We start from the raw sequence: 18849 nt of genomic DNA, 5'->3' as shown, positions 1-18849 counted from the left end.
AAGATAAGCTTTATACAACTTTAGACCATTTAGGGTTTCCGATATTCGGGCATGCTTTTCTTTTAAACTTTGCTCTATAGCGGACAATACATCCGCTATAGGCACAAGTCGTCCCGTATTGTAAAGAAGTGCAGTCTCGGCAAATGCTCAGCCTTTCTTGATAGACTGAATCAAGCACAAGCTTTTCCGGTGTTTCTGCTGCCTCTTTAAGCAGCTCCTCAATGACTTCCTCTGAAACTATTACACTCTCGACACAGCCCTTGCATGCATTCTTTTGCATCATGTTTTTAAGCTCCTGTTATAGCCAATGTCACTACAGACATCGGTGGAATATTCACAGACAGCTTGCTTCCGTTTACTAACACATCTGTAAATGCAGCTGGCTTAACTGTTTCTGGCGCATCAAATGTATTATGAGCATTCATTGCATCTGCTGTCAGGATTGTACCAGACACCTCTTTCGCCTCGGTCAGTCCGCGTAAATCCAATTCGAATGAGCTGCCGTTTACATGATCGATATTACAGAAGCTCACATTAACCTGGCCAGCAGAATCCTTCGATGCAGTCACACTTACTTGCGGAAGGGATTCTCCGTTATGTTCATAGCTGCCAATTTGCGCATCCACACTTAAAAGCTCAGCATCTTGATGGACTTTGTACATATCAAAAACATGATATGTCGGCGTAAGAATCATTTCTTCGCCTTCTGTCAAAATCATCGCTTGCAGCACGTTCACTGTTTGTGCGATATTCGTCATTTGGACACGGTCACAATGCTGATGGAAAATATTAAAATGCAGTGCTGCGACGAGTGCATCACGAATCGTATTTTGCTGATACAAGAAGCCTGGATTTGTTCCCGGCTCTACATCAAACCATGTGCCCCACTCATCAATAATCATGCCAACACGTTTATCAGGATCATATTTATCCATAATATTGCCATGCTTTGTAATGAGCTCATCCATATGAATGGCTTTCTTCATCGTAATGAACCACTCATCCTCAGGGAAGTCTAGTGCTGAGCCTTTACCAAGCCAGAAGTCTCCCGGAATTGTATAATAATGAAGGCTAAGCCCATCCATCAAGTGGCCGGCATTTTTCATGAGCACTTCTGTCCAGTTATAATCATCGACATTTGCTCCGCCTGCAATTTTATAAATTTTGTTATCTCCGTAGTTCCTGACATATGTTTGGTAACGGCGATAAAGATCCGCATAATATTCTGGTCTCATATTTCCGCCGCAGCCCCAGTTTTCATTGCCGACGCCAAAATAAGTCAGCTGCCATGGTTCATCTCTGCCGTTTTCGCGGCGCCAATTTGCCATTGGAGATTCTCCTTCGAATGTCATGTATTCTACCCATTCTGACATTTCTTGGACAGTGCCGCTGCCAACATTTCCACAGATATACGGTTCAGTCCCTAACAGCTCGCACAGAAGCATAAATTCATGTGTTCCGAAATGGTTGTTTTCAACGACGCCGCCCCAATGTGTATTAACCATTCGTTTGCGGTCTTCTCTTGGGCCGATTCCATCCTTCCAATGGTACTCATCTGCAAAACAGCCGCCTGGCCATCTTAAGACTGGAATATTAATTTTTTTTAGCGCTGCTAATACATCATTTCTTATTCCTTTTGTATTTGGTATTGGCGATTCCTCTCCAACCCATATTCCTTCATATATACATCTGCCTAAATGCTCTGCAAAATGACCGTAAATATTTTTATTAATTTTTCCTTTTTTTACGTCCGCGTTAATGATTACCGTATTCCCCATGCTATCTTCTCCTCCTTATTGATTCGCTTACAGAATATGTACTTCGTTAACATTCCCGCTAATCTTTATCGTGTGATAAAAGAGCTGAAGTCAGAACCTCCATTGTTCTAAAAAAATCTAGAATTGTCATGGAAGTTCTGACTTATCATGCTGTTGTTTTGTTCCGTCTTAATAGATGAATTTTCTTATCCTTTCAAACGGTAATACACATCATTCCAGCGCAGCTCGTTTTCAAATGAAATAGAGTTTGTGTCATTGTTAATAACAACGAGTTCAATACCTACTAATTCTGCTAAGTCTCTAAGCTGTTCTGTTGATACAACATAAGAGAAGCATGTATGATGGGCTCCGCCTGCTTGAATCCAGTTTTCTACTGCTTGGCTTAATGATGGCTGCGTTTTCCATAACACTCTTGCCACTGGCAAATTCGGCATTTCCTCTTCTGGCTGAATCGCATCCACTTCGTTTACAAGCAGACGGAAACGGTGGCCAAGGTCAATGATAGAAGCATTTAATGCTAATCCTCCTCTTCCATCAAACACGATGCGGGCAGGATCTTCCTTACCGCCAATACCTAGCGGGTGAACCTCGATTTTCGGTTTTGTTGCCGAAATTGTCGGACATACCTCCAGCATGTGTGAGCCGAGAACCATTTCATTTTCTGGATCGAAATGATATGTGTAATCTTCCATAAAGGATGTTCCTTCATTGCCGGCAATTATTTTCATTAAGCGGACAAGCGCTGCTGTTTTCCAGTCTCCTTCACCAGCAAAGCCGTAGCCTTGTTCCATCAGTCTTTGCACAGCAAGACCAGGCAGCTGCTTCATACCATGCAAATCTTCGAATGTTGTTGTAAAAGCCGTATAATTTCCTTCTTCCAGGAATGCTTTCATACCTAATTCAATTTTTGCTTGTTCGCGGATGGAGTCTCTGATTGAACCTTCCTCTAAACCTGCTGGTACGATATCGTATTTTTCTTCATACTCGGCCATCAAAGCGTCGAGGTCTGCATCCGTTACTTCATTCATCTTCGCTACAAGATCTCCGATGCCGTAGCCGTTCACTGTCCAGCCAAGCTTAATCTGCGCTTCAATTTTGTCGCCTTCAGTCACGGCAACCTGACGCATATTATCTCCGAATCTAGCAATCTTCAAAGCTTTGCTTTCAGAGAAAGCAACTGCAGTTCTCATCCAGCTGCCGATTCGTCCGCGGATTTCTTCATTTTCCCAATGTCCGACAATAACCTTTCTGTTCAGTTGCAGTCTGCTTCCAATAAAACCATGCTCCCTGTCACCATGTGCTGATTGGTTAAGGTTCATGAAATCCATATCAATGGATTCCCATGGAATATCTCTGTTGTATTGTGTAGCAAAATGCAATAAAGGTTTTTGCAAGGCCGAAAGACCGGCAATCCACATTTTAGATGGAGAGAAAGTGTGCATCCATGTGATGATACCAGCACAGGATTCATTAGCATTTGCTTCTAAAGCAAGTCTTCTGATTGAATCAGCATCTTTCACAACCGCCTTAAATCTTAATTTATAGCTTAAAGAAGACGAGGAATCTAAACCGTTTACCATTGTCTTCGTATGCTCTTCCACTTGCTTTAATACATCTTCACCGTATAACAGCTGACTTCCCGTAACAAACCAGAATTCGTACTCTCTTGTATTTAACACATTAATTCCTCCTAGTTATTTTATTTGGATGTTTTTTGTTTTGTTTCTTCGCTTTTTTGTCCGTAATAGGCATTCGCACCATGTTTTCTTAAGTAATGCTTATCAAGCAAATACTGATCAATCCACTCCACATCTGGATTTAACTGCAATGTATGAAGGGCCATTTTAGCTACCTCCTCCAGGACGACAGCGTTATGGACCGCATTATCTGCATTCTTTCCCCAACAGAACGGGGCATGGCCTGTCACCAATATCCCTGGGAGTGCTTTCGGGTCAATGCCCTCTTTTCGAATTGTTTCAATGATGACATTGCCTGTCTCCAGCTCATAAGCTCGGTTGACCTCGTCTTCCGTCAGCTTTCTTGTACAAGGCACCTCACCATAGAAATAGTCCGCATGTGTTGTTCCTAATGCAGGAATTCTTCTGCCTGCCTGAGCCCAGCTTGTTGCCCAAGGCGAATGTGTATGTACAATCCCGCCGATTTCTGGAAATGCACGGTATAAAGCAAGATGTGTCGGTGTGTCAGAGGAAGGGTTTAAATTCCCCTCCATAATATTTCCATCCAAATCAGTGACAACGAGGTCTTCTGCTTTCAGCTGTGAATAAGGGATACCGCTTGGCTTAATGACTACAAGATTGCTTTCTCTGTCGATACCGCTTACATTCCCCCAAGTGAAAGTTACTAAATTATGCTGAGGCAGCGCCAGGTTAGCTTCTAATACTTCCTGCTTAAGCTTCTCTAACATAGTTTCCCTCCTTGCCCTCAAGTGCAGCTTCTTTTTTAATCTGCTTGAGTGTTTTCATCACATTATTTTCACCGCGACCAAAATAATCATATAGGCGGGAATATTCATCAAAAAGCTTCTCATAAACGTTGACATTGTTTTCAATAGGCTGATAGATATGGTCCTTAATTCTTCCCATATCTTGAGCCGCTTCATTAATATGGTCATAACCCCCGCGCTCCTTACCCGCTGCGACAGCACCAAACATTGCACTTCCAAGAGCTGGTGTTTGGGAGGATGCTGAAATTTTAATATCCATGTTCAATACATCTGAATAAATCTGCATCATAAGGGTATTCTTTTCCGCGATGCCTCCTGCTGCGTAAACCTCATTGACTGGCACCCCGCTATTACGGAATGTCTCCACAATCATCCTTGTGCCGTATGCAGTTGCTTCAATTAAGGCACGATAAATTTCTTCCGGCTTTGTTAAAAGAGTGGCACCAAGCAATACTCCTGTCAGGTCAACATCAACAAGTGTTGATCTGTTCCCGTTCCACCAGTCAAGAGCAAGCAGTCCGCTTTCCCCAACATTCAGCTTGCTGGCTTTTTCTGTCAACAGCTGATGGATGTTCAAGCCCTTTTCTTCCGCTTCCTTCTGGTAGCTTTCCGGTACGCAGTTTTCTGTGAACCATTCAAAATGGTCTCCAACGCAAGATTGGCCGGCTTCATATCCTAGAAAGCCTGGAATAACTCCATCTTCGACCACTCCGCACATTCCTGGTACAATTTCCTCTGTTTCACCAAGCAAGATGTGGCATGTTGATGTACCCATAATCATCAGCAGCTTACCTGCCTCTGTTATTCCTACTGCCGGCACAGCAACATGGGCGTCCACGTTTGCAACTGCAACTGCTGTCCCCGGTTTTAAGCCTGTTAATTTCGCAGCTTTTTCTGTGATTTCCCCTGCTTTAGAACCAATGGAATGAATATCTGTAGACAGCTTCTCTTCTACAACATTTTCCAAGCGTGGATCTAGCGCCTTAAAGAATTCTTTGCTTGGGTAGCCTTCTTGTTTGTGCCAGATTGCTTTATAGCCTGCAGTACAGCTGTTTCGCGCAATCTTTCCTGTCAATTCGGAAATAACCCAATCAGTTGCTTCTAGCACTTGATCTGCGGCATCATAAACATCTGGTGCTTCATTAAGAATTTGCCAGATTTTCGGGATTGCCCATTCAGACGAAATTTTTCCGCCATAGCGCTGTAAAAATGTTTCTCCCCGCTGTGCAGCAATTTCATTCAGACGGTTTGCCTCATCTTGAGCTGCATGGTGCTTCCATAATTTCACGTAGCTGTGAGGATTTTGCTTAAACTCTGGCAAGAAGCAGAGCGGAATGCCGTTCTTATCAATCGGCAGGACCGTACAAGCAGTGAAATCAATCCCAACCCCAATAACATCTTCATTTGAAACATTAGCTTTCTGTAAAACCTCTGGTATCGTAATCTGCAAAACTTCTAAATAATCAGCAGGATGCTGAAGGGCCCAGTCATGTTCCAGCTTCGTCTTTCCGTCAGGTAAATACTCGTCCATTACACCATGTGTATATTCCTTAACGGCAGTAGCTACCTCTCTGCCTGTTCCTACCTCTACAAGAACCGCCCTGCCTGATTGGGTTCCATAATCTACTCCTATTGAGTACTTTGCCATGTGTATTTCTCCTTCCTAGCTAAAGTATGCGTTTTCAAAATTGAGATATTTAAATGTATCTGTCTAGTTTTTCCTTTACTTCTTTAAAATCTTTATACGTACAAGAAGCCTGTTGTCTCTGTTCATAAACATTTCTCATTCATCCTTACAACCAGATAACTTTTACCAACTTGTACGTATAACTATAATGTAATTCTAACATCTATTGAAATTATTTCAATCTCTTTTTTGAAAATTTTTTATTTATTTTCAACTTGTATGATTTAGCCCTTAATTGTCCTTAGCTCAAAAACTTTCGGCACCCTTTTGTCTGGATGTGCCCGGAATGTAATGGAAATTCTGTCTGTTGCCACACTAGGAATCTCATATTTAACGTATACAAATTGACTCATTTCTTCCCATTCTATCTTTCCGTCGGCAAGCTTCCTGTCATCTGCTAACACATCAAATTCCTTCATGCTGTTCCATTCATTTTTTGTATAAGTTGCTATAAGACTATTATTTTCGTTTGGCAAGACTGTCAGATTAAATCTGAAATGCCCATTCGGCCATGTGTCGCGGTACTTCCGGTTAGACACAGTTCCAATTCCGACATGCTCTCCTTCAAACTGATGGTCGCGCTCTGGCTGCATTTCTCCAGGCTGAACGAAATCAAGCGTTTTTTCTTGCAGCGCTCGTTCCTTTTGAAGCGCTTCTTTATAAGCTTTCTCCGCTTCCTGCCACTTATCTTTTGTAAACACATCCCAATAAACAGTCGCACTTCTGTCATGCAGAAGGTAAAACGGCAATAGCTTCACATCACGAGGATTGCCGATGCCATCCAGCCTGTATTCTGCATCAGCAGTAGCGACTATTGCATGAATTGGATCATCATCTGTCACAAGGACCGGTGTAAATAATAAATCCTTCGTAACCTGTGCGTCACTTATCTCCCCTAAATCTCCTGCAAGCACAATCGGCCCGTGTAAAAAAGCGACTCTGTCTGGATTATCCAGGATTGCTTCCTTGCGAAGTGTCATTGGTATATGAATTTCCAGCACGTCTCCATCCTGCCAAACTCTTTCTATTTCAATAAGACTCGCAGGCTGATTATCATGCTGGTACTGTTCACCGTTTATGGAGATTTCCATTCCACTAACCGCCCAGTAAGGATATCTTAAATAGAGAGAAAAAGCCTTTTCCTCTTGGCAAGACAGTTCTATTCTAATTCTGCCATTCTGTGGATATTCTGTTTTTTGCTCGACAATAACCCCCATGTTATCCCAGTCAAGACGAGAAGGTATATATTGATTAACATACAGTTTATTTTCATCATGAAAATAAATGGCATTGCCATGGCTCGCATGGTTTTCCATCCCAGATCCTACACAGCATGTAAAGCTGTCAAACTTAGAGTTGTATTTTTTATGTCCGCCCATATCAAGTGACACAAAATAACAGACACTACCATCATGCGGATTTTGTGATGCAAGTATATGATTGTAAAGAGCTCTCTCATAGTAATCGCCTTCTTCAGCTGTAGGTTTCCACTTAAAAAGATGCTTTGTAAGCTTCAGCATATTGTATGAATTGCATGTTTCACACGTATTTTCACCGAGGCGGTCATTTAGTTTGCCAGCTTCGCCAAAATGCTCATTAAGTGAATTACCTCCAATTACATAGGAATGCTCATGAACGACAGTGTCCCAAAAGAACTCAGAAATTTCCTTGTACATTTCGTTGCCGGAGATTTCGTACTGCCGTGCCGCAGCGACCACTTTCGGTATTTGTGTGTTAGCATGCCTTCCAGCTAAAGCATCCCTTCTATCTGCTAATGGACTTAATACTTCTTTATGATAAAATCTTTCTGAAAGAGCAAAAAATCGGTCGTCACTAGTATGGACTGCCAAGTCAGCAAGAACCTCTGCCATTCCCCCGAATTCACATTTAAGCAGTTCATCCATCTGCTCTTCAGACAAACCCCTAACCATGTCCTCAAGCCAAAGTCCCAGCTTTATTTCCACTTGAAGCGCCTTTTCATTATCTGTGTAAATATACGCATCTCTTAAACCAGCAAACACTTTATGCATGGTGTATAAAGGCACCCATCCTCCATTTAAGTCAAAGCCTTGAGAATAGATTTTACCTTCTTTTACTTCCTGAAAAATCTCTTTCCCTCTCGGTATGCCACAAATTAAACCTGTTCCGTCCGCTTGTTGGCAAAGCGCTAGTTCGTCAATTATATATGCTGTTCTTTCATTAAATCTGCTGTCACCTGTTGCAGCTGCCATCATAGAGCATGCAGAAATATAATGTCCAAGCGTATGGCCGGAAATTCCTTGTTCTTCCCAGCCCTTATAATGATCTGCTTTCGGCTCTAACCCTGCATATTGTCTGTATCTGGACAATAGCTTATCTGGTTTGAGCTGCAACAGATAATCTCTGTTTAATTCCATCGCATGTTTAAACGGGCCATCCGTAATTCTCACTTGCCTTAAATGAAAAGCTTCAACTGTCATTTTAGCTTCACTTCCCTATCTCTTATTTATAAGCAGTAACTGCAATTTAAGCATCCTTCTATATAAGCGCATTCTATAATAAAAATTTTATGCTAGTTGTTCGTACATGTCAACTGAATTCCTTTTACATTTCTAGACATGTATTATTCTTTTTCGCTGAAATGGAGAACAACTTGCATACCTTCACTTGTACGAAAACACCCTCTTTCCTATAAGCTGAAAGGTGTTTGCTCCAAGTGCATTAGGTAAAAAATTTAATGATAGTTTTTTTCGGTGTTTTTTGGTACGATATCTCTATATCTAATTTTGTACGTATAAGTTACAGATATGGAAACGCGAGAAAGTGGTGATAGTGTGGCACAACAAACAAAATACAACATGGTAAAAGAACAAATTACCGAATGGATTACAACAGGCAAAGTCAAACCAGGAGAAAAAATTCATTCTGAAAATGAACTTGTCAAAATGTTTGGCGTAAGCCGCCATACCATTCGCCAAGCAATTGGAGATTTGGTTCATGAAGGATGGCTGTACAGAGAACAAGGTGCCGGAACGTTCTGCTCCGACAGAAATACAAGTACAAATTCTGCTGGTCAAGCAGTGAAACGCACAAAGAATATCGGGGTAATTACCACTTATATTTCTGATTACATCTTCCCTTCTATTATCAAAGGCATTGAATCTTATCTATCGACAAAAGGCTACTCCTTAACCTTTGCATGTACGGATAATGATATTGAAAAAGAAAAGCAAAGCTTGCAGACTATGCTTGGTAGCAATATTGACGGCCTGATTGTTGAACCGACAAAAAGCAGTAATTTCAACCCTAATATCAGCTATTATTTGGAATTAGAGCAAAATAAGATTCCGTATTTAATGATTAATCAGTTCTACTCCCAGCTTGCCCCGCCTTATATAATCGTCAATGATGAAAAGGGTGGGTATATCGCTACAGAGCATTTAATTAAGCTTGGACATAAACGAATCATCGGCCTTTTTAAAACAGATGATTTGCAAGGTGTCAACCGGATGAAAGGTTTCATTCAAGCATACAAAGATCATTCCGTTCCTTTCTTTCAGGATATGATCATTAACTTTACAACAGAAGACCAAGACAAATCCTTGGAAACTTTGCAGGAAATTTTAAAAAGAGAAGACAGGCCGACTGCGATTGTTTGCTATAATGACCAGCTTGCGATTAAAGCAATCAGCATTTTGCGCACAATGGGCTTATCTATTCCTAATGACATTTCCATTCTAGGCTTTGACGATTCTTTTTTAACAGAAGCTTCAGAAGTCAAACTAACCTCTATTACCCATCCAAAAATGAAAATGGGCGAAGAGGCGGCCAAGTGGATTGTCGCTGCTGTTGAAAAGAAAAGCAAACCTGCCCCATCGATTGTCTATGAACCAGAAATAATCATCAGAGATTCAACTGCGGCAGTTCCTGTCGTAAAACAATAAGCAAAAAGGCTGAACGATTATGTTCAGCCTTTTTGCTATTATGTTATTTTATATAGTCTACTGCTGTGGGGTGCAAGAGTTACTTGGATTTTTTCTTTATTGGAAGTGGCTTCATTGCTCCAAACATCCTTCACTATGGAAGAACTGTTCCCCCCTAATTCCTCTAAAGAAACCTCTATTTCACAATGTGCTTCACCAATATTGAATAGAGCAACATAAACAGCATCTTCAGGACCATTGGCAGTCCAGACAACTTTATTGTCTTCTCTAAACAAAAGTCTGCTGTGAGAACCTTTTTGGTTTAGTTCCAGCATATCTTTATTTGTAAGCAATGACAGTGTCCAGCTGTCATTATCCCGAAGCTCTCCGCCAAACATAAGCGGTGAACGGAAAATCGACCATAAAGTCATCATCGTAACCTGTTCATCTTTTGTAAATCTTGTCCAGCGGTCTGCTCCCCCTCCATCAACGGAGCGAATGCCAATATGCCCTAATGGCAGCATATCGCAGTCCGGCCAATAGCCTGGTCCCGAAAGACCGCTCCACTTCTCGCATCTATCAAACATATCGTACAAAAGCTCCCATTGGTCCCAATAATCATCTGTCATTCTCCACATATTCGCATTATCACGCAATGTGTCTGCAAACTCTAATGGAGCAGGTCCTGGCGAAAGGCTTAAAACCATGTCTCTGCCGCAATGATCAATCGCCTTTCTGATCAGCTCGATTTCATCCACATGTGTGTTGTAAAGCTTTGATGCAGCAATATCATCGACCTTTACATAATCGACTCCCCATTCAGCATACAGCTTAAACAGCGAATCATAATATGCTTGTGCCCCTTCCTTGCTCGCATCTATTCCGTACATATCAGTATTCCATGGACAGATAGAATTAGGATGAGCAATATCGCGGGCTGTATGAACAGAGTTTAAAATAGGCGTATTCTGATGAACAGCTTGCCTTGGTATCCCTCTCATAATATGAATGCCGAATTTTAAGCCAAGGCTATGTACATAATCCGAAAGCTCCTTAAAACCTTTTCCGTCGGCAGCGGAAGGAAACCGATTGACTGCAGGAATTAAGCGGGAAAACTCATCCATTTCCAGTTCAACAAATGGACGATACATAGAGGAGTTCGCACCAGGCTCATACCACTGGATATCTACAACAATATATTGCCATCCAGACTCCTTTAAATGCGTTGCCATATATTCAGCGTTTCCTCTAACTTCCTCTTCTGTTACAGAAGCGCCGTAACAATCCCAGCTGTTCCATCCTAGTGGAGGAGTCTGGGCAAAACGATGATGATTCATTACTATTCACATCCTTCGCGATTTATAAGTTAATCTTAAAGGAAACGCATACAGCACATCTACGATAACTTTTTGCTTATATATGTAATATATTGCTATGTTAATCTAATTTTAATTGATGTAAATAAGCATGTTCTGTCGCCAAACGAAATTCACCTGGCGAAATGCCAATCCACTGATGAAATACTTTAATGAAATAACTGCCCGTCGAGTAGCCAAGCTCCTGAGCAATTGCCTCCATTGTCATATCCGTCTCTCTTAGAAGCCTGATTGCCTCTTCCATCCTAATCTTTGTTAAGTACTCAATAGGTGTGTATCCTGTTGTTTTTTTATATAGTCTTGTAAAGTAATACTTGGAAAGATTAACTTTATCCGCTATTTCCTCCAAGCTTTGCAAGCACTGGTAAGATGCCTCCATATAAGATGCAGCTTCTGCTACTGGCAGGGGCCATGACTGTTTTGCCTTTTTCGCAGATACTTGATGTCTGAACAGTTCCATAACAAACTCATAGACAATCGCAGAGGCCCGAAAGCCATCTGTTATGTGGTTTTTCGCAGCACTGGCAAAAATCCTTTTTAAGAAACGAATCGGCGAGCTGTCCTCTGACATAGAAAAAACAGAGCCAATATTAGACACGACCCTTTGCCATTCTGCTTCAATATTGGTAGGACGGAACATAATAAATAGAATCTCCCAATTCGAATTATTTTCCAGAAAAAAATAACGATGGTCGCTTGGTATCTCGACCATAAAGCCGGTTCCCTTTTCTAATTTATGGAGAGTTCCTTCTATTTCAATGTAACCACAGCCTTCGAGTGTATATTGGAACAAAAAAAGCGGACCATCTTTACGTGTTAATCCATTCCAATGATAAGCTTCCTTTGTAATACTTTGGTTTCCTACAGCAAACAGCTGATAAAATGATTGATTCAATGTGTCTAAAAACCGAAAACCGTATACTTCCTGTTTATTATTTGACATGGTTGCTCCTCCAAAAAAATGTAAGCGCTTAAATTTATGTGCAGGATAATTTCCTTTATTAGACTTATTGTCTATTATCATACAACATTACCTAATTTTCCACCACTTTTTTAAAGCGTTTTCAATCCTTAGAGAAATGATTGCTTTTACTGCCAATGACAGAGAGCTTAAAGACAAAAGAAAAAGGAGCCTTCACAGCTCCTCTTTTTCCTCATTAGTTGCCAGCAACCTCTTTAATAATCGGCTTCCGTTGCACTCTCACTTCATATTTTGTAGTTTTGTTTTCAATAATGAATTCAGGAACACCGCCTCTATGTGCGTGTGATTCTTTAAATTCCTCACTTCCTACCCAGCCTAAGAAGCCTTCTTTGTTTTCCCATCTAGTGACGATAGTAATTTCCTCATAATCTGTTGTCCCAGCAGTCAACAGTACTTCTAATCCGATAAATCCTGCTTTTTCTTCAATTTTTCCAGTTCTGTTAAATCTCTCGATAAATCCTTCTGCAAATCCTTCTTTAACCTTTACCGTGTTTGTTACAATATACATATTTTCTTCCTCCTAAATTTCGTAGTTTGGGATAATAATAGGATAATTATTTTCAAATTTTATTTTTGCATCAATTTCATACACGTCTTTTAGCAATTGAGCTGTTAAAATACTTTGCGGTTTTCCAGTTTGATAGACTGCGCCATCCTTCATAACAATCAAGTTATCACTGTAAGCCCCTGCGTATTGCAGCTCATGCAATACCATAATGATAGTAATCTGATACGTTTTATTTATTCTTGTTAAAAGTTTCATCAGCTCCAGCTGATGGGTAATATCTAAATAAGTAGTTGGTTCGTCAAGCAATAAAACCGGTGTTTTCTGGGCAAGCGCCATGGCAATCCTCGCTCGTTGCATTTCCCCGCCAGATAAATGTCCTACCATACGATCGGCCATTTTTTCTAACCCAGTTTCTTTTATTGCCCACGCAATAATCTCTTTATCTTTTGCTGAAGCAGTTCCGGCAAGCTTTTGAAATGGAATTCTCCCATAGGCAACTAATTCTTTCACCGTAATATTTGGCATTATTTCTTTTGCCTGCAGAAGCATGGCAATTTTCTTTGCATACTCTTTTCTTTTATATTTATGAATGAGCTGATTGTCCAATGTCACATTGCCGCTGTCTGTTTTTAAGAGCCGTGCAAAAAGTTTTAATAGTGTCGATTTCCCTGAACCATTGGGACCAACAATTGCTGTCATTTTTCCCTGTGGAAATTCAAGGTTAATATCATGGAGACGAAATTTCCCTTGCGCAAACCTCAAATCCTCTGATTTTAACACTGTCATTACAATATCCTCCTTCGACGCAGCAAAATGATGAAGAAAGGACCACCTAGTGCTGCAAGCAAGATACCGACAGGCAATTCAATTGGATCAAACAAGCTTCGTGCTGCCGTATCCGCAATGACAACTAAGGCTGCTCCGCCAATAATGGAAAAAGGCAGCAAAAATCGATAATCTTCTCCGATAAGAAGGCGTATGATGTGGGGAACCACCAATCCAACAAACCCAATCAAACCGGCAACACTGACGGCAATCCCTGCTAAAAAAGAGGCGAGCAGAATAATCAGCATGCGAATTAACTCTACATTTTGTCCTAATAATTTCGCTGCATCATCTCCTAAAATCAATATATTAACAGGTTTAATGGCGAGCAAGCTGACAAGCAGCATAATGATTGTATACGGCAAGATGATATCAACATGATACCAGCTTCTCCCGTTTAACCCTCCCGACAGCCAACCAATTACAGATTGGACTCTGTCGCTGTACAAGACCATTACTCCATTCATAATTGCTCCAAGCACTGCATTCATTGCCACACCTGCCAGTATAATCTTTACCGGTGATGCGCCTTTATCCCAAGCAAACATATAAATCAAAACGGTTGTTAAAAAGGCCCCGATAAATGCAATAAACGGCAATAAATAGCTGTACTGTGGAAATATAACCATTGTGATGATAGCGAACAAGCCACCGCCAGACGAAACTCCGATAATACCTGGATCTGCCAGCGGGTTTCTCATTACCCCTTGCAGCAATGCTCCTGATGCAGCTAGACATGCTCCAACACATAAGCCGACAATAACTCTCGGAAGACGGAGATTGTATACAATTTTTTCATACACACCTTCTCCACCTGATGCGAGCACACTCCATAACTCCTTAAAGGACACAGAAACTGCGCCAAATGATAAGCCTGCATATATGGCAATAAGCAGCAATAATAGGAGACTCACAAGGACTGCCATTCGTTTTTTCTTTCTTTCTACATATTCCAACATGCTCACTCCAAATGATTTAACAATTCAACCAAGTATTGCACAGCATCAACTGCTCTTGTACCTGGATTTGTGCCAAATAAATCGGCAGGCAAGATTTCTACTCTGTCATTTTTAACAGCATCTAATGTATTCCAAGCAGCATTTTGTTTCATTTCTTTTAGAAAGCCTTGTTTAATTTCCTCTGCATCACCATGTGTAATTAAGAGAACGGCATCTGGGTTTGCTTCCACAACTCTTTCTGTATTTATTTGTGCATATTGCGGGAATTTTTCTAAGGCAGGATAATCACTTGCTACATTTATCCCTCCTGCTGCTGCTAAGAAATCACCGCTTAATGAATTTGGCAATGCTGCCATATACGTGCCTGGTGCACCATAAACAAGAAGCACACGTTTTTCCGAATTTTTTAAAGCGGAACTAGCAGCCTTTAAGTCTGCATCCAATTCCTTTATCAACTGATCAGCTTTATCTGTACTTTGCAGCATTTCTCCATAAAGAGTAATCTGCTTTTTAATATCTTGAATAGAGTTTGCTTCTGTCAAAACTGCTTTCGTACCTAGCCCTTCAATTGTCGGCACATCCTCCTGATTAAAGCCAACATTTGCTAACACAACATCCGGCTGAAGCAGTGCGATTTTTTCATAGTTAACTTCATGTGTTGTTCCAATTTGCTCAGCGTCCTTTGCGATTTCAAGCTTGCTTTCGTCTGAAAGTGTTGGTTTCCCAACTACTTCTACTCCAAATGCATGCATTAAATCAACATCTCCACTGCCCAAAGCCGCTACCTTTTCCGGTGCTTCCGTAAATGTTACAGTACGGTCTGCAAAATCAGTAACAGCTATAGAATCAGCACTCGACTCTGCTGTTCCTCCGCCTGTTTTTCCACATGCTGCAAGCAGGAAACCTATACTCAATATAGACATATACTTTCCTATTTTTTTGTTAAGCAAGATTTGTATCAACTCCTTTTCACCAGCTTGGCATGAACAACCAGCCTTCCTTCCAGTGAATCAATCGCATAATCACATGTTGATAATGTAACAATTCGATCTTCCGGACTAAACTCCATTTCTGTATCATACAAAGATTTCTCCTGCAATAAATCAACAAAATCAAGATATTCACTGTCTGCAGAAAAATCTGTTTCAATATAATAGAAATCCGTTGTAGTTTGATAAACAGAAAAGACTTCCAGTTCATAGCCTTCATATAAAGAATCTAAGTGAATTTTTTTATGTTTTTCAAAAAAGGACTCATTTAAATATTTCTTTAAACCGCTGAACATCGTACCATCCTTCATTCTATGTCCGTAAATTATGGTATTTTTATTGTTTTCAAGCTTTTTATCATTTCGGTAATCCAAAAAGATACTGCCAGCACGTGTTTCTTCTTTTTTATAATTTCGGGTCAGATAAAATTCATTATCAGAGGAATGTAGGATAGGATAATTTATTTTTGTATCATCAACTGTTATCCAGCCGACCATATCTTCATTAATTTCCAGCAATGGATCAAATGAGGAGCGGATGGATGTTGGCTGTAAGCTTTCGTCCGACGTTTGATTAGGTTTATAGATTTCCTGCACCGTTTCCAGCACTTTTCTGTTTGTGTAGTAATCATATAAAGGAGGAACTAGTTTATAGACTGAGTAAACAAAGACTAGAACGGCCATGATGGTAATTATTCGTTGGATTATCAGCTTTGCACTCATTGTTTCCCTTCCTTTCTCAAATGCTCAACGGAACGATATATAAACCTGTTTCGTCATCCTCATTAACGACTATATGAACATCATAAATTTCTTTTATTTTTTCCTGTGTAATCACTTGTTCCGGACGCCCATAAGCTTTTATTGCCCCATCCTTCATAACGATGACCAAATCGGAGTATCGGAGCGCCTGGTTCATATCATGGAGAACCATAACGATTGTAATGCCGTGAACAGTATTTAATTCTTTAATTAATGACAGTAATTCTAGTTGATGATAGATATCCAAATAGGTTGTTGGTTCATCTAAAAATAATATCTCTGTTTTTTGTGCAAGTGCCAGCGCTATCCAGACACGCTGTCTTTGCCCTCCGGATAATGCACTCACAGGTGTATCCTTGAAGTCATGCAGTTTGGTGCATGCAAGTGCCCACTCTATTGCATCTGTATCTTCCTCATTGTCCTGTTTCCAAATCTTTTTATAAGGTATTCTCCCAAACTGTATTAGCTCTTGGACTGTCATATCCTCTGAGATGTGGTTTGTTTGGTTAACCATCGCAATTTTTCGGGCAAAATCCTTCGCTTTATAGGAATGTATATCCTTACCATCCAAGGTGATGGCACCAGCAGTTTGTTTTTGACCTCTTGCTAAAAGTGATAACAAGGTTGATTTTCCGCAGCCATTTGGACCAATGATTGTCGTTATTTTATGCTTTTCTATCCTTCCTTCTAATTCCTCCATAAAGGCTCTTCCTTGGTCATAGGAGAAAGACAGGCCTTTAAACTCCATTTAATTTATCCCCTTTCCTCAGCAAAAAGATCAAAAATGGACCGCCAATTACTGCCATGATTGTCGAGGCAGGAATTTCTAAGGGAGCAATCAAAAGTCTTCCAAACGTATCGGCAGTTAATATCAGAAAAGCTCCTGCCAATGCCGAAAAAGGAATAAGAATATGATGATTTGTCCCGACTAGCTGTCTTGATATATGGGGAATAATCAATCCGGCAAAGATAATAATACCTGCGATAGATGTTGCCACAGATGCGAGAAATACAGCAATCACAGAAATAATAATCCGGACAAGCTGAATATTAACTCCTAATTGGACAACCTTCTTATCTTGTAATTTCAGCAGGTTACACCATGGGCTTACTAGTAACGCGAGCAGGATACCTATTAATCCAAGGGGGACAATTAACTCAACATCTTCCCAAGTTTTCATTGTTAAATTTGATGCGTTCGATGCTCCAACAGTGATATTAAAATAGGCGCAAATATTAATGAGAGCTTCTCTCAACCCTGTGAACATAGCACTCACTGCGATACCTGTCAGAATAACCCTTAAAGGCTTCAATCCAGATTTCCAGGAAAGCAGATAAATAATAAAGCAAGATACCGCTCCTCCTAAAAAGGCAAATAGGGTGCTGCTGATGAACAGCGTTGGCAAAAATAACAATCCAAATAACGTAAAAAAGCTTGCACCGGCTGAAATCCCCATAATTCCTGCATCTGCCAGTGGATTCCTCATGACAGATTGAAAAAGAACACCGGAAACTGCCAAAATCGCTCCTGTAAGGAGGGCGACGATAATTCTCGGAAACCGGAGATCGACAATGACATTAACTTCTTCGTTGTTACCGTGCAGAACTCCATTTACCAATGTCATTAAACTAACGGAGATGCTCCCCTTTGCAGCAGAGTAAACAGTTATTCCAATCAGCGCCATAATTACGATAATAAAACTGATAATTTTCTTATTCATGTATCTCTTCCTTTGCTACTCATACATCATTTCCAATAGCTGGTCTAATGCCTGCGTGATGTTTAAATTAGCAGTGGTAGCGAATAACGGCTCTTCCAAGTCGTACACTCTTCCATTTTTCACTGCATTAAAATGTTTCCAAATATCATTTTCCGCAAATTCCTTGTCAAATTCTTTGGCAACTTGGTCTGGCACCCCATGTGATAAGCGTAAAATTATATCTGGGTTGGTTTGCTGTAGAAACTCCGTATTTGCAGATATGTATTCTGCGGCCTGATCTTCAACGGCATTCTTCCCGCCCATTACTTCCACTAAATTGCCGACATAAGAATTTTCTGTGGCCACAAGATAACTGGCACCAGGCACACCAAGCAATATCAACACAACTGGCTGCTCCTTATCCTTTGTCTGCTCCTCCATTTCTGCAACCTTTGATTGAATCGAGTCAACAAGCTTCTTTGCATTATCGGTTTTTTCATATTTTTCGCCAAGCTCTGTGATAGACTGAATCATATTATCGACACTTTCCAAATTCACAAAAGAGGCCGGAATATTCATGCTCTCAAACTTTTCGCTCAAGTCATATTCCAAAGTTGTTACAGACAGAACTTCTGAAGGGTTAAGAGATTTAATGATTTCCATATCAGGACTCATCGGATTGCCAACCTCCGTTACATCCTTGTACCTTTCAGGCAGAGTATATTGTGTTGTCGGCACTCCTGCTAAATCTACTTCCAGCTTATCCATGATTTCAGCAACTGCTAATGTAGTGGCAACAACTGTTTCTTCCGGTTGTTTTTCTGCCGGCTTATTGCTGGACACATCACTACTGTTATTAGAGCAGCTTGCAAGCAGAAGACATATGCATACAAATAAACATGTCTTAACGTATTTCAT

17 protein-coding genes are annotated in these 18849 nt (G+C 40.6%); 1 reads left to right on the top strand and 16 read right to left on the bottom strand.

What is annotated here, in order from left to right:
- Positions 1 to 10: 10 nt before the first annotated feature.
- The 6 genes from ACLIJJ_RS06825 to ACLIJJ_RS06800 all read right to left on the bottom strand — a co-directional run bounded on the left by ACLIJJ_RS06825 (position 11) and on the right by ACLIJJ_RS06800 (position 8388).
- Positions 11 to 283: a DUF6171 family protein gene (locus tag ACLIJJ_RS06825; protein ID WP_233317168.1), complete on the bottom strand. Its 273-nt coding sequence runs from the start codon at positions 281 to 283 to the stop codon at positions 11 to 13.
- 4 nt (positions 284 to 287) lie between these two features.
- Positions 288 to 1778 (bottom strand): alpha-N-arabinofuranosidase, encoded by a 1491-nt coding sequence (locus tag ACLIJJ_RS06820; RefSeq protein ID WP_233317169.1) that lies wholly within the window; start codon positions 1776 to 1778, stop codon positions 288 to 290.
- A gap of 185 nt (positions 1779 to 1963) precedes the next feature.
- Positions 1964 to 3457, bottom strand: a complete 1494-nt coding sequence (gene araA, locus ACLIJJ_RS06815) for an L-arabinose isomerase (protein ID WP_233317170.1) — start codon at positions 3455 to 3457, stop codon at positions 1964 to 1966.
- Between the two features lie 20 nt (positions 3458 to 3477).
- A complete protein-coding gene (gene araD, locus ACLIJJ_RS06810; RefSeq protein WP_411410693.1) occupies positions 3478 to 4203 on the bottom strand; it encodes an L-ribulose-5-phosphate 4-epimerase in 726 nt (241 codons plus the stop codon).
- On the bottom strand, positions 4187 to 5890 hold the full coding sequence (araB, locus tag ACLIJJ_RS06805; protein WP_233317172.1) for a ribulokinase: 1704 nt from the start codon (positions 5888 to 5890) through the stop codon (positions 4187 to 4189). Before araB ends, araD begins: the two co-directional genes overlap by 17 nt.
- Before the next feature lie 263 nt (positions 5891 to 6153).
- Positions 6154 to 8388, bottom strand: a complete 2235-nt coding sequence (locus tag ACLIJJ_RS06800; RefSeq protein WP_411410692.1) for a glycoside hydrolase family 127 protein — start codon at positions 8386 to 8388, stop codon at positions 6154 to 6156.
- 354 nt (positions 8389 to 8742) lie between these two features.
- Here ACLIJJ_RS06800 and ACLIJJ_RS06795 point away from each other — a divergent pair, with 354 nt between their 5' ends.
- Positions 8743 to 9852: a GntR family transcriptional regulator gene (locus tag ACLIJJ_RS06795; RefSeq protein ID WP_282581422.1), complete on the top strand. Its 1110-nt coding sequence runs from the start codon at positions 8743 to 8745 to the stop codon at positions 9850 to 9852.
- A gap of 38 nt (positions 9853 to 9890) precedes the next feature.
- On the opposite strand, the gene ACLIJJ_RS06790 is transcribed toward ACLIJJ_RS06795, so the two are convergent.
- The 10 genes from ACLIJJ_RS06790 to isdE all read right to left on the bottom strand — a co-directional run bounded on the left by ACLIJJ_RS06790 (position 9891) and on the right by isdE (position 18849).
- Positions 9891 to 11168, bottom strand: a complete 1278-nt coding sequence (locus ACLIJJ_RS06790; RefSeq protein WP_341075437.1) for a glycoside hydrolase family 27 protein — start codon at positions 11166 to 11168, stop codon at positions 9891 to 9893.
- Between the two features lie 100 nt (positions 11169 to 11268).
- Positions 11269 to 12150, bottom strand: a complete 882-nt coding sequence (locus ACLIJJ_RS06785; protein WP_233317175.1) for a helix-turn-helix transcriptional regulator — start codon at positions 12148 to 12150, stop codon at positions 11269 to 11271.
- A gap of 214 nt (positions 12151 to 12364) precedes the next feature.
- Entirely contained in the window at positions 12365 to 12697 is a 333-nt protein-coding gene (gene isdG, locus ACLIJJ_RS06780) for a heme oxygenase (protein ID WP_233317176.1), read from the bottom strand.
- Positions 12698 to 12709: 12 nt separating this feature from the next.
- Positions 12710 to 13483: an ABC transporter ATP-binding protein gene (locus ACLIJJ_RS06775; RefSeq protein WP_411410691.1), complete on the bottom strand. Its 774-nt coding sequence runs from the start codon at positions 13481 to 13483 to the stop codon at positions 12710 to 12712.
- Entirely contained in the window at positions 13483 to 14481 is a 999-nt protein-coding gene (locus ACLIJJ_RS06770) for a FecCD family ABC transporter permease (protein WP_411410690.1), read from the bottom strand. The genes ACLIJJ_RS06775 and ACLIJJ_RS06770 overlap by 1 nt, the downstream gene beginning before the upstream one ends.
- A 2-nt stretch (positions 14482 to 14483) precedes the next feature.
- Positions 14484 to 15431 (bottom strand): ABC transporter substrate-binding protein, encoded by a 948-nt coding sequence (locus tag ACLIJJ_RS06765; RefSeq protein ID WP_341075430.1) that lies wholly within the window; start codon positions 15429 to 15431, stop codon positions 14484 to 14486.
- Between the two features lie 8 nt (positions 15432 to 15439).
- The gene (gene srtB / locus ACLIJJ_RS06760; RefSeq protein ID WP_233317179.1) at positions 15440 to 16192 is read right to left on the bottom strand and encodes a class B sortase; all 753 of its coding nucleotides are present in this window, start codon (positions 16190 to 16192) and stop codon (positions 15440 to 15442) included.
- A gap of 16 nt (positions 16193 to 16208) precedes the next feature.
- Complete coding sequence (locus ACLIJJ_RS06755) at positions 16209 to 16979, bottom strand: ABC transporter ATP-binding protein (RefSeq protein ID WP_411410689.1); 771 nt, start codon at positions 16977 to 16979, stop codon at positions 16209 to 16211.
- On the bottom strand, positions 16969 to 17952 hold the full coding sequence (locus ACLIJJ_RS06750) for a FecCD family ABC transporter permease (RefSeq protein ID WP_233317181.1): 984 nt from the start codon (positions 17950 to 17952) through the stop codon (positions 16969 to 16971). The genes ACLIJJ_RS06755 and ACLIJJ_RS06750 overlap by 11 nt, the downstream gene beginning before the upstream one ends.
- Before the next feature lie 15 nt (positions 17953 to 17967).
- Complete coding sequence (gene isdE, locus ACLIJJ_RS06745; RefSeq protein WP_233317182.1) at positions 17968 to 18849, bottom strand: heme ABC transporter substrate-binding protein IsdE; 882 nt, start codon at positions 18847 to 18849, stop codon at positions 17968 to 17970.

The sequence above is a fragment of the Niallia laureatilytica genome (genome assembly GCF_046613985.1).
In the GTDB taxonomy this organism is placed as follows: Bacteria; Bacillota; Bacilli; order Bacillales; family Cytobacillaceae; genus Niallia.
Note: the sequence above shows the minus strand (reverse complement) of the source record. Positions and strands in the feature narration are given on the sequence as shown.

Bases quoted from the DNA above. Each gene is read 5' to 3' on its own strand.
- ACLIJJ_RS06800 (WP_411410692.1), bottom strand. From the start codon at position 8,388: ATGACAGTTGAAGCTTTTCATTTAAGGCAAGTGAGAATTACGGATGGC.
- ACLIJJ_RS06825 (WP_233317168.1), bottom strand. From the start codon at position 283: ATGATGCAAAAGAATGCATGCAAGGGCTGTGTCGAGAGTGTAATAGTT.
- ACLIJJ_RS06755 (WP_411410689.1), bottom strand. From the start codon at position 16,979: ATGGAGTTTAAAGGCCTGTCTTTCTCCTATGACCAAGGAAGAGCCTTT.
- araB (WP_233317172.1), bottom strand. From the start codon at position 5,890: ATGGCAAAGTACTCAATAGGAGTAGATTATGGAACCCAATCAGGCAGG.
- ACLIJJ_RS06750 (WP_233317181.1), bottom strand. From the start codon at position 17,952: ATGAATAAGAAAATTATCAGTTTTATTATCGTAATTATGGCGCTGATT.
- srtB (WP_233317179.1), bottom strand. From the start codon at position 16,192: ATGAGTGCAAAGCTGATAATCCAACGAATAATTACCATCATGGCCGTT.
- ACLIJJ_RS06820 (WP_233317169.1), bottom strand. From the start codon at position 1,778: ATGGGGAATACGGTAATCATTAACGCGGACGTAAAAAAAGGAAAAATT.
- araD (WP_411410693.1), bottom strand. From the start codon at position 4,203: ATGTTAGAGAAGCTTAAGCAGGAAGTATTAGAAGCTAACCTGGCGCTG.
- ACLIJJ_RS06775 (WP_411410691.1), bottom strand. From the start codon at position 13,483: ATGACAGTGTTAAAATCAGAGGATTTGAGGTTTGCGCAAGGGAAATTT.
- isdG (WP_233317176.1), bottom strand. From the start codon at position 12,697: ATGTATATTGTAACAAACACGGTAAAGGTTAAAGAAGGATTTGCAGAA.
- ACLIJJ_RS06785 (WP_233317175.1), bottom strand. From the start codon at position 12,150: ATGTCAAATAATAAACAGGAAGTATACGGTTTTCGGTTTTTAGACACA.
- isdE (WP_233317182.1), bottom strand. From the start codon at position 18,849: ATGAAATACGTTAAGACATGTTTATTTGTATGCATATGTCTTCTGCTT.
- ACLIJJ_RS06770 (WP_411410690.1), bottom strand. From the start codon at position 14,481: ATGTTGGAATATGTAGAAAGAAAGAAAAAACGAATGGCAGTCCTTGTG.
- ACLIJJ_RS06790 (WP_341075437.1), bottom strand. From the start codon at position 11,168: ATGAATCATCATCGTTTTGCCCAGACTCCTCCACTAGGATGGAACAGC.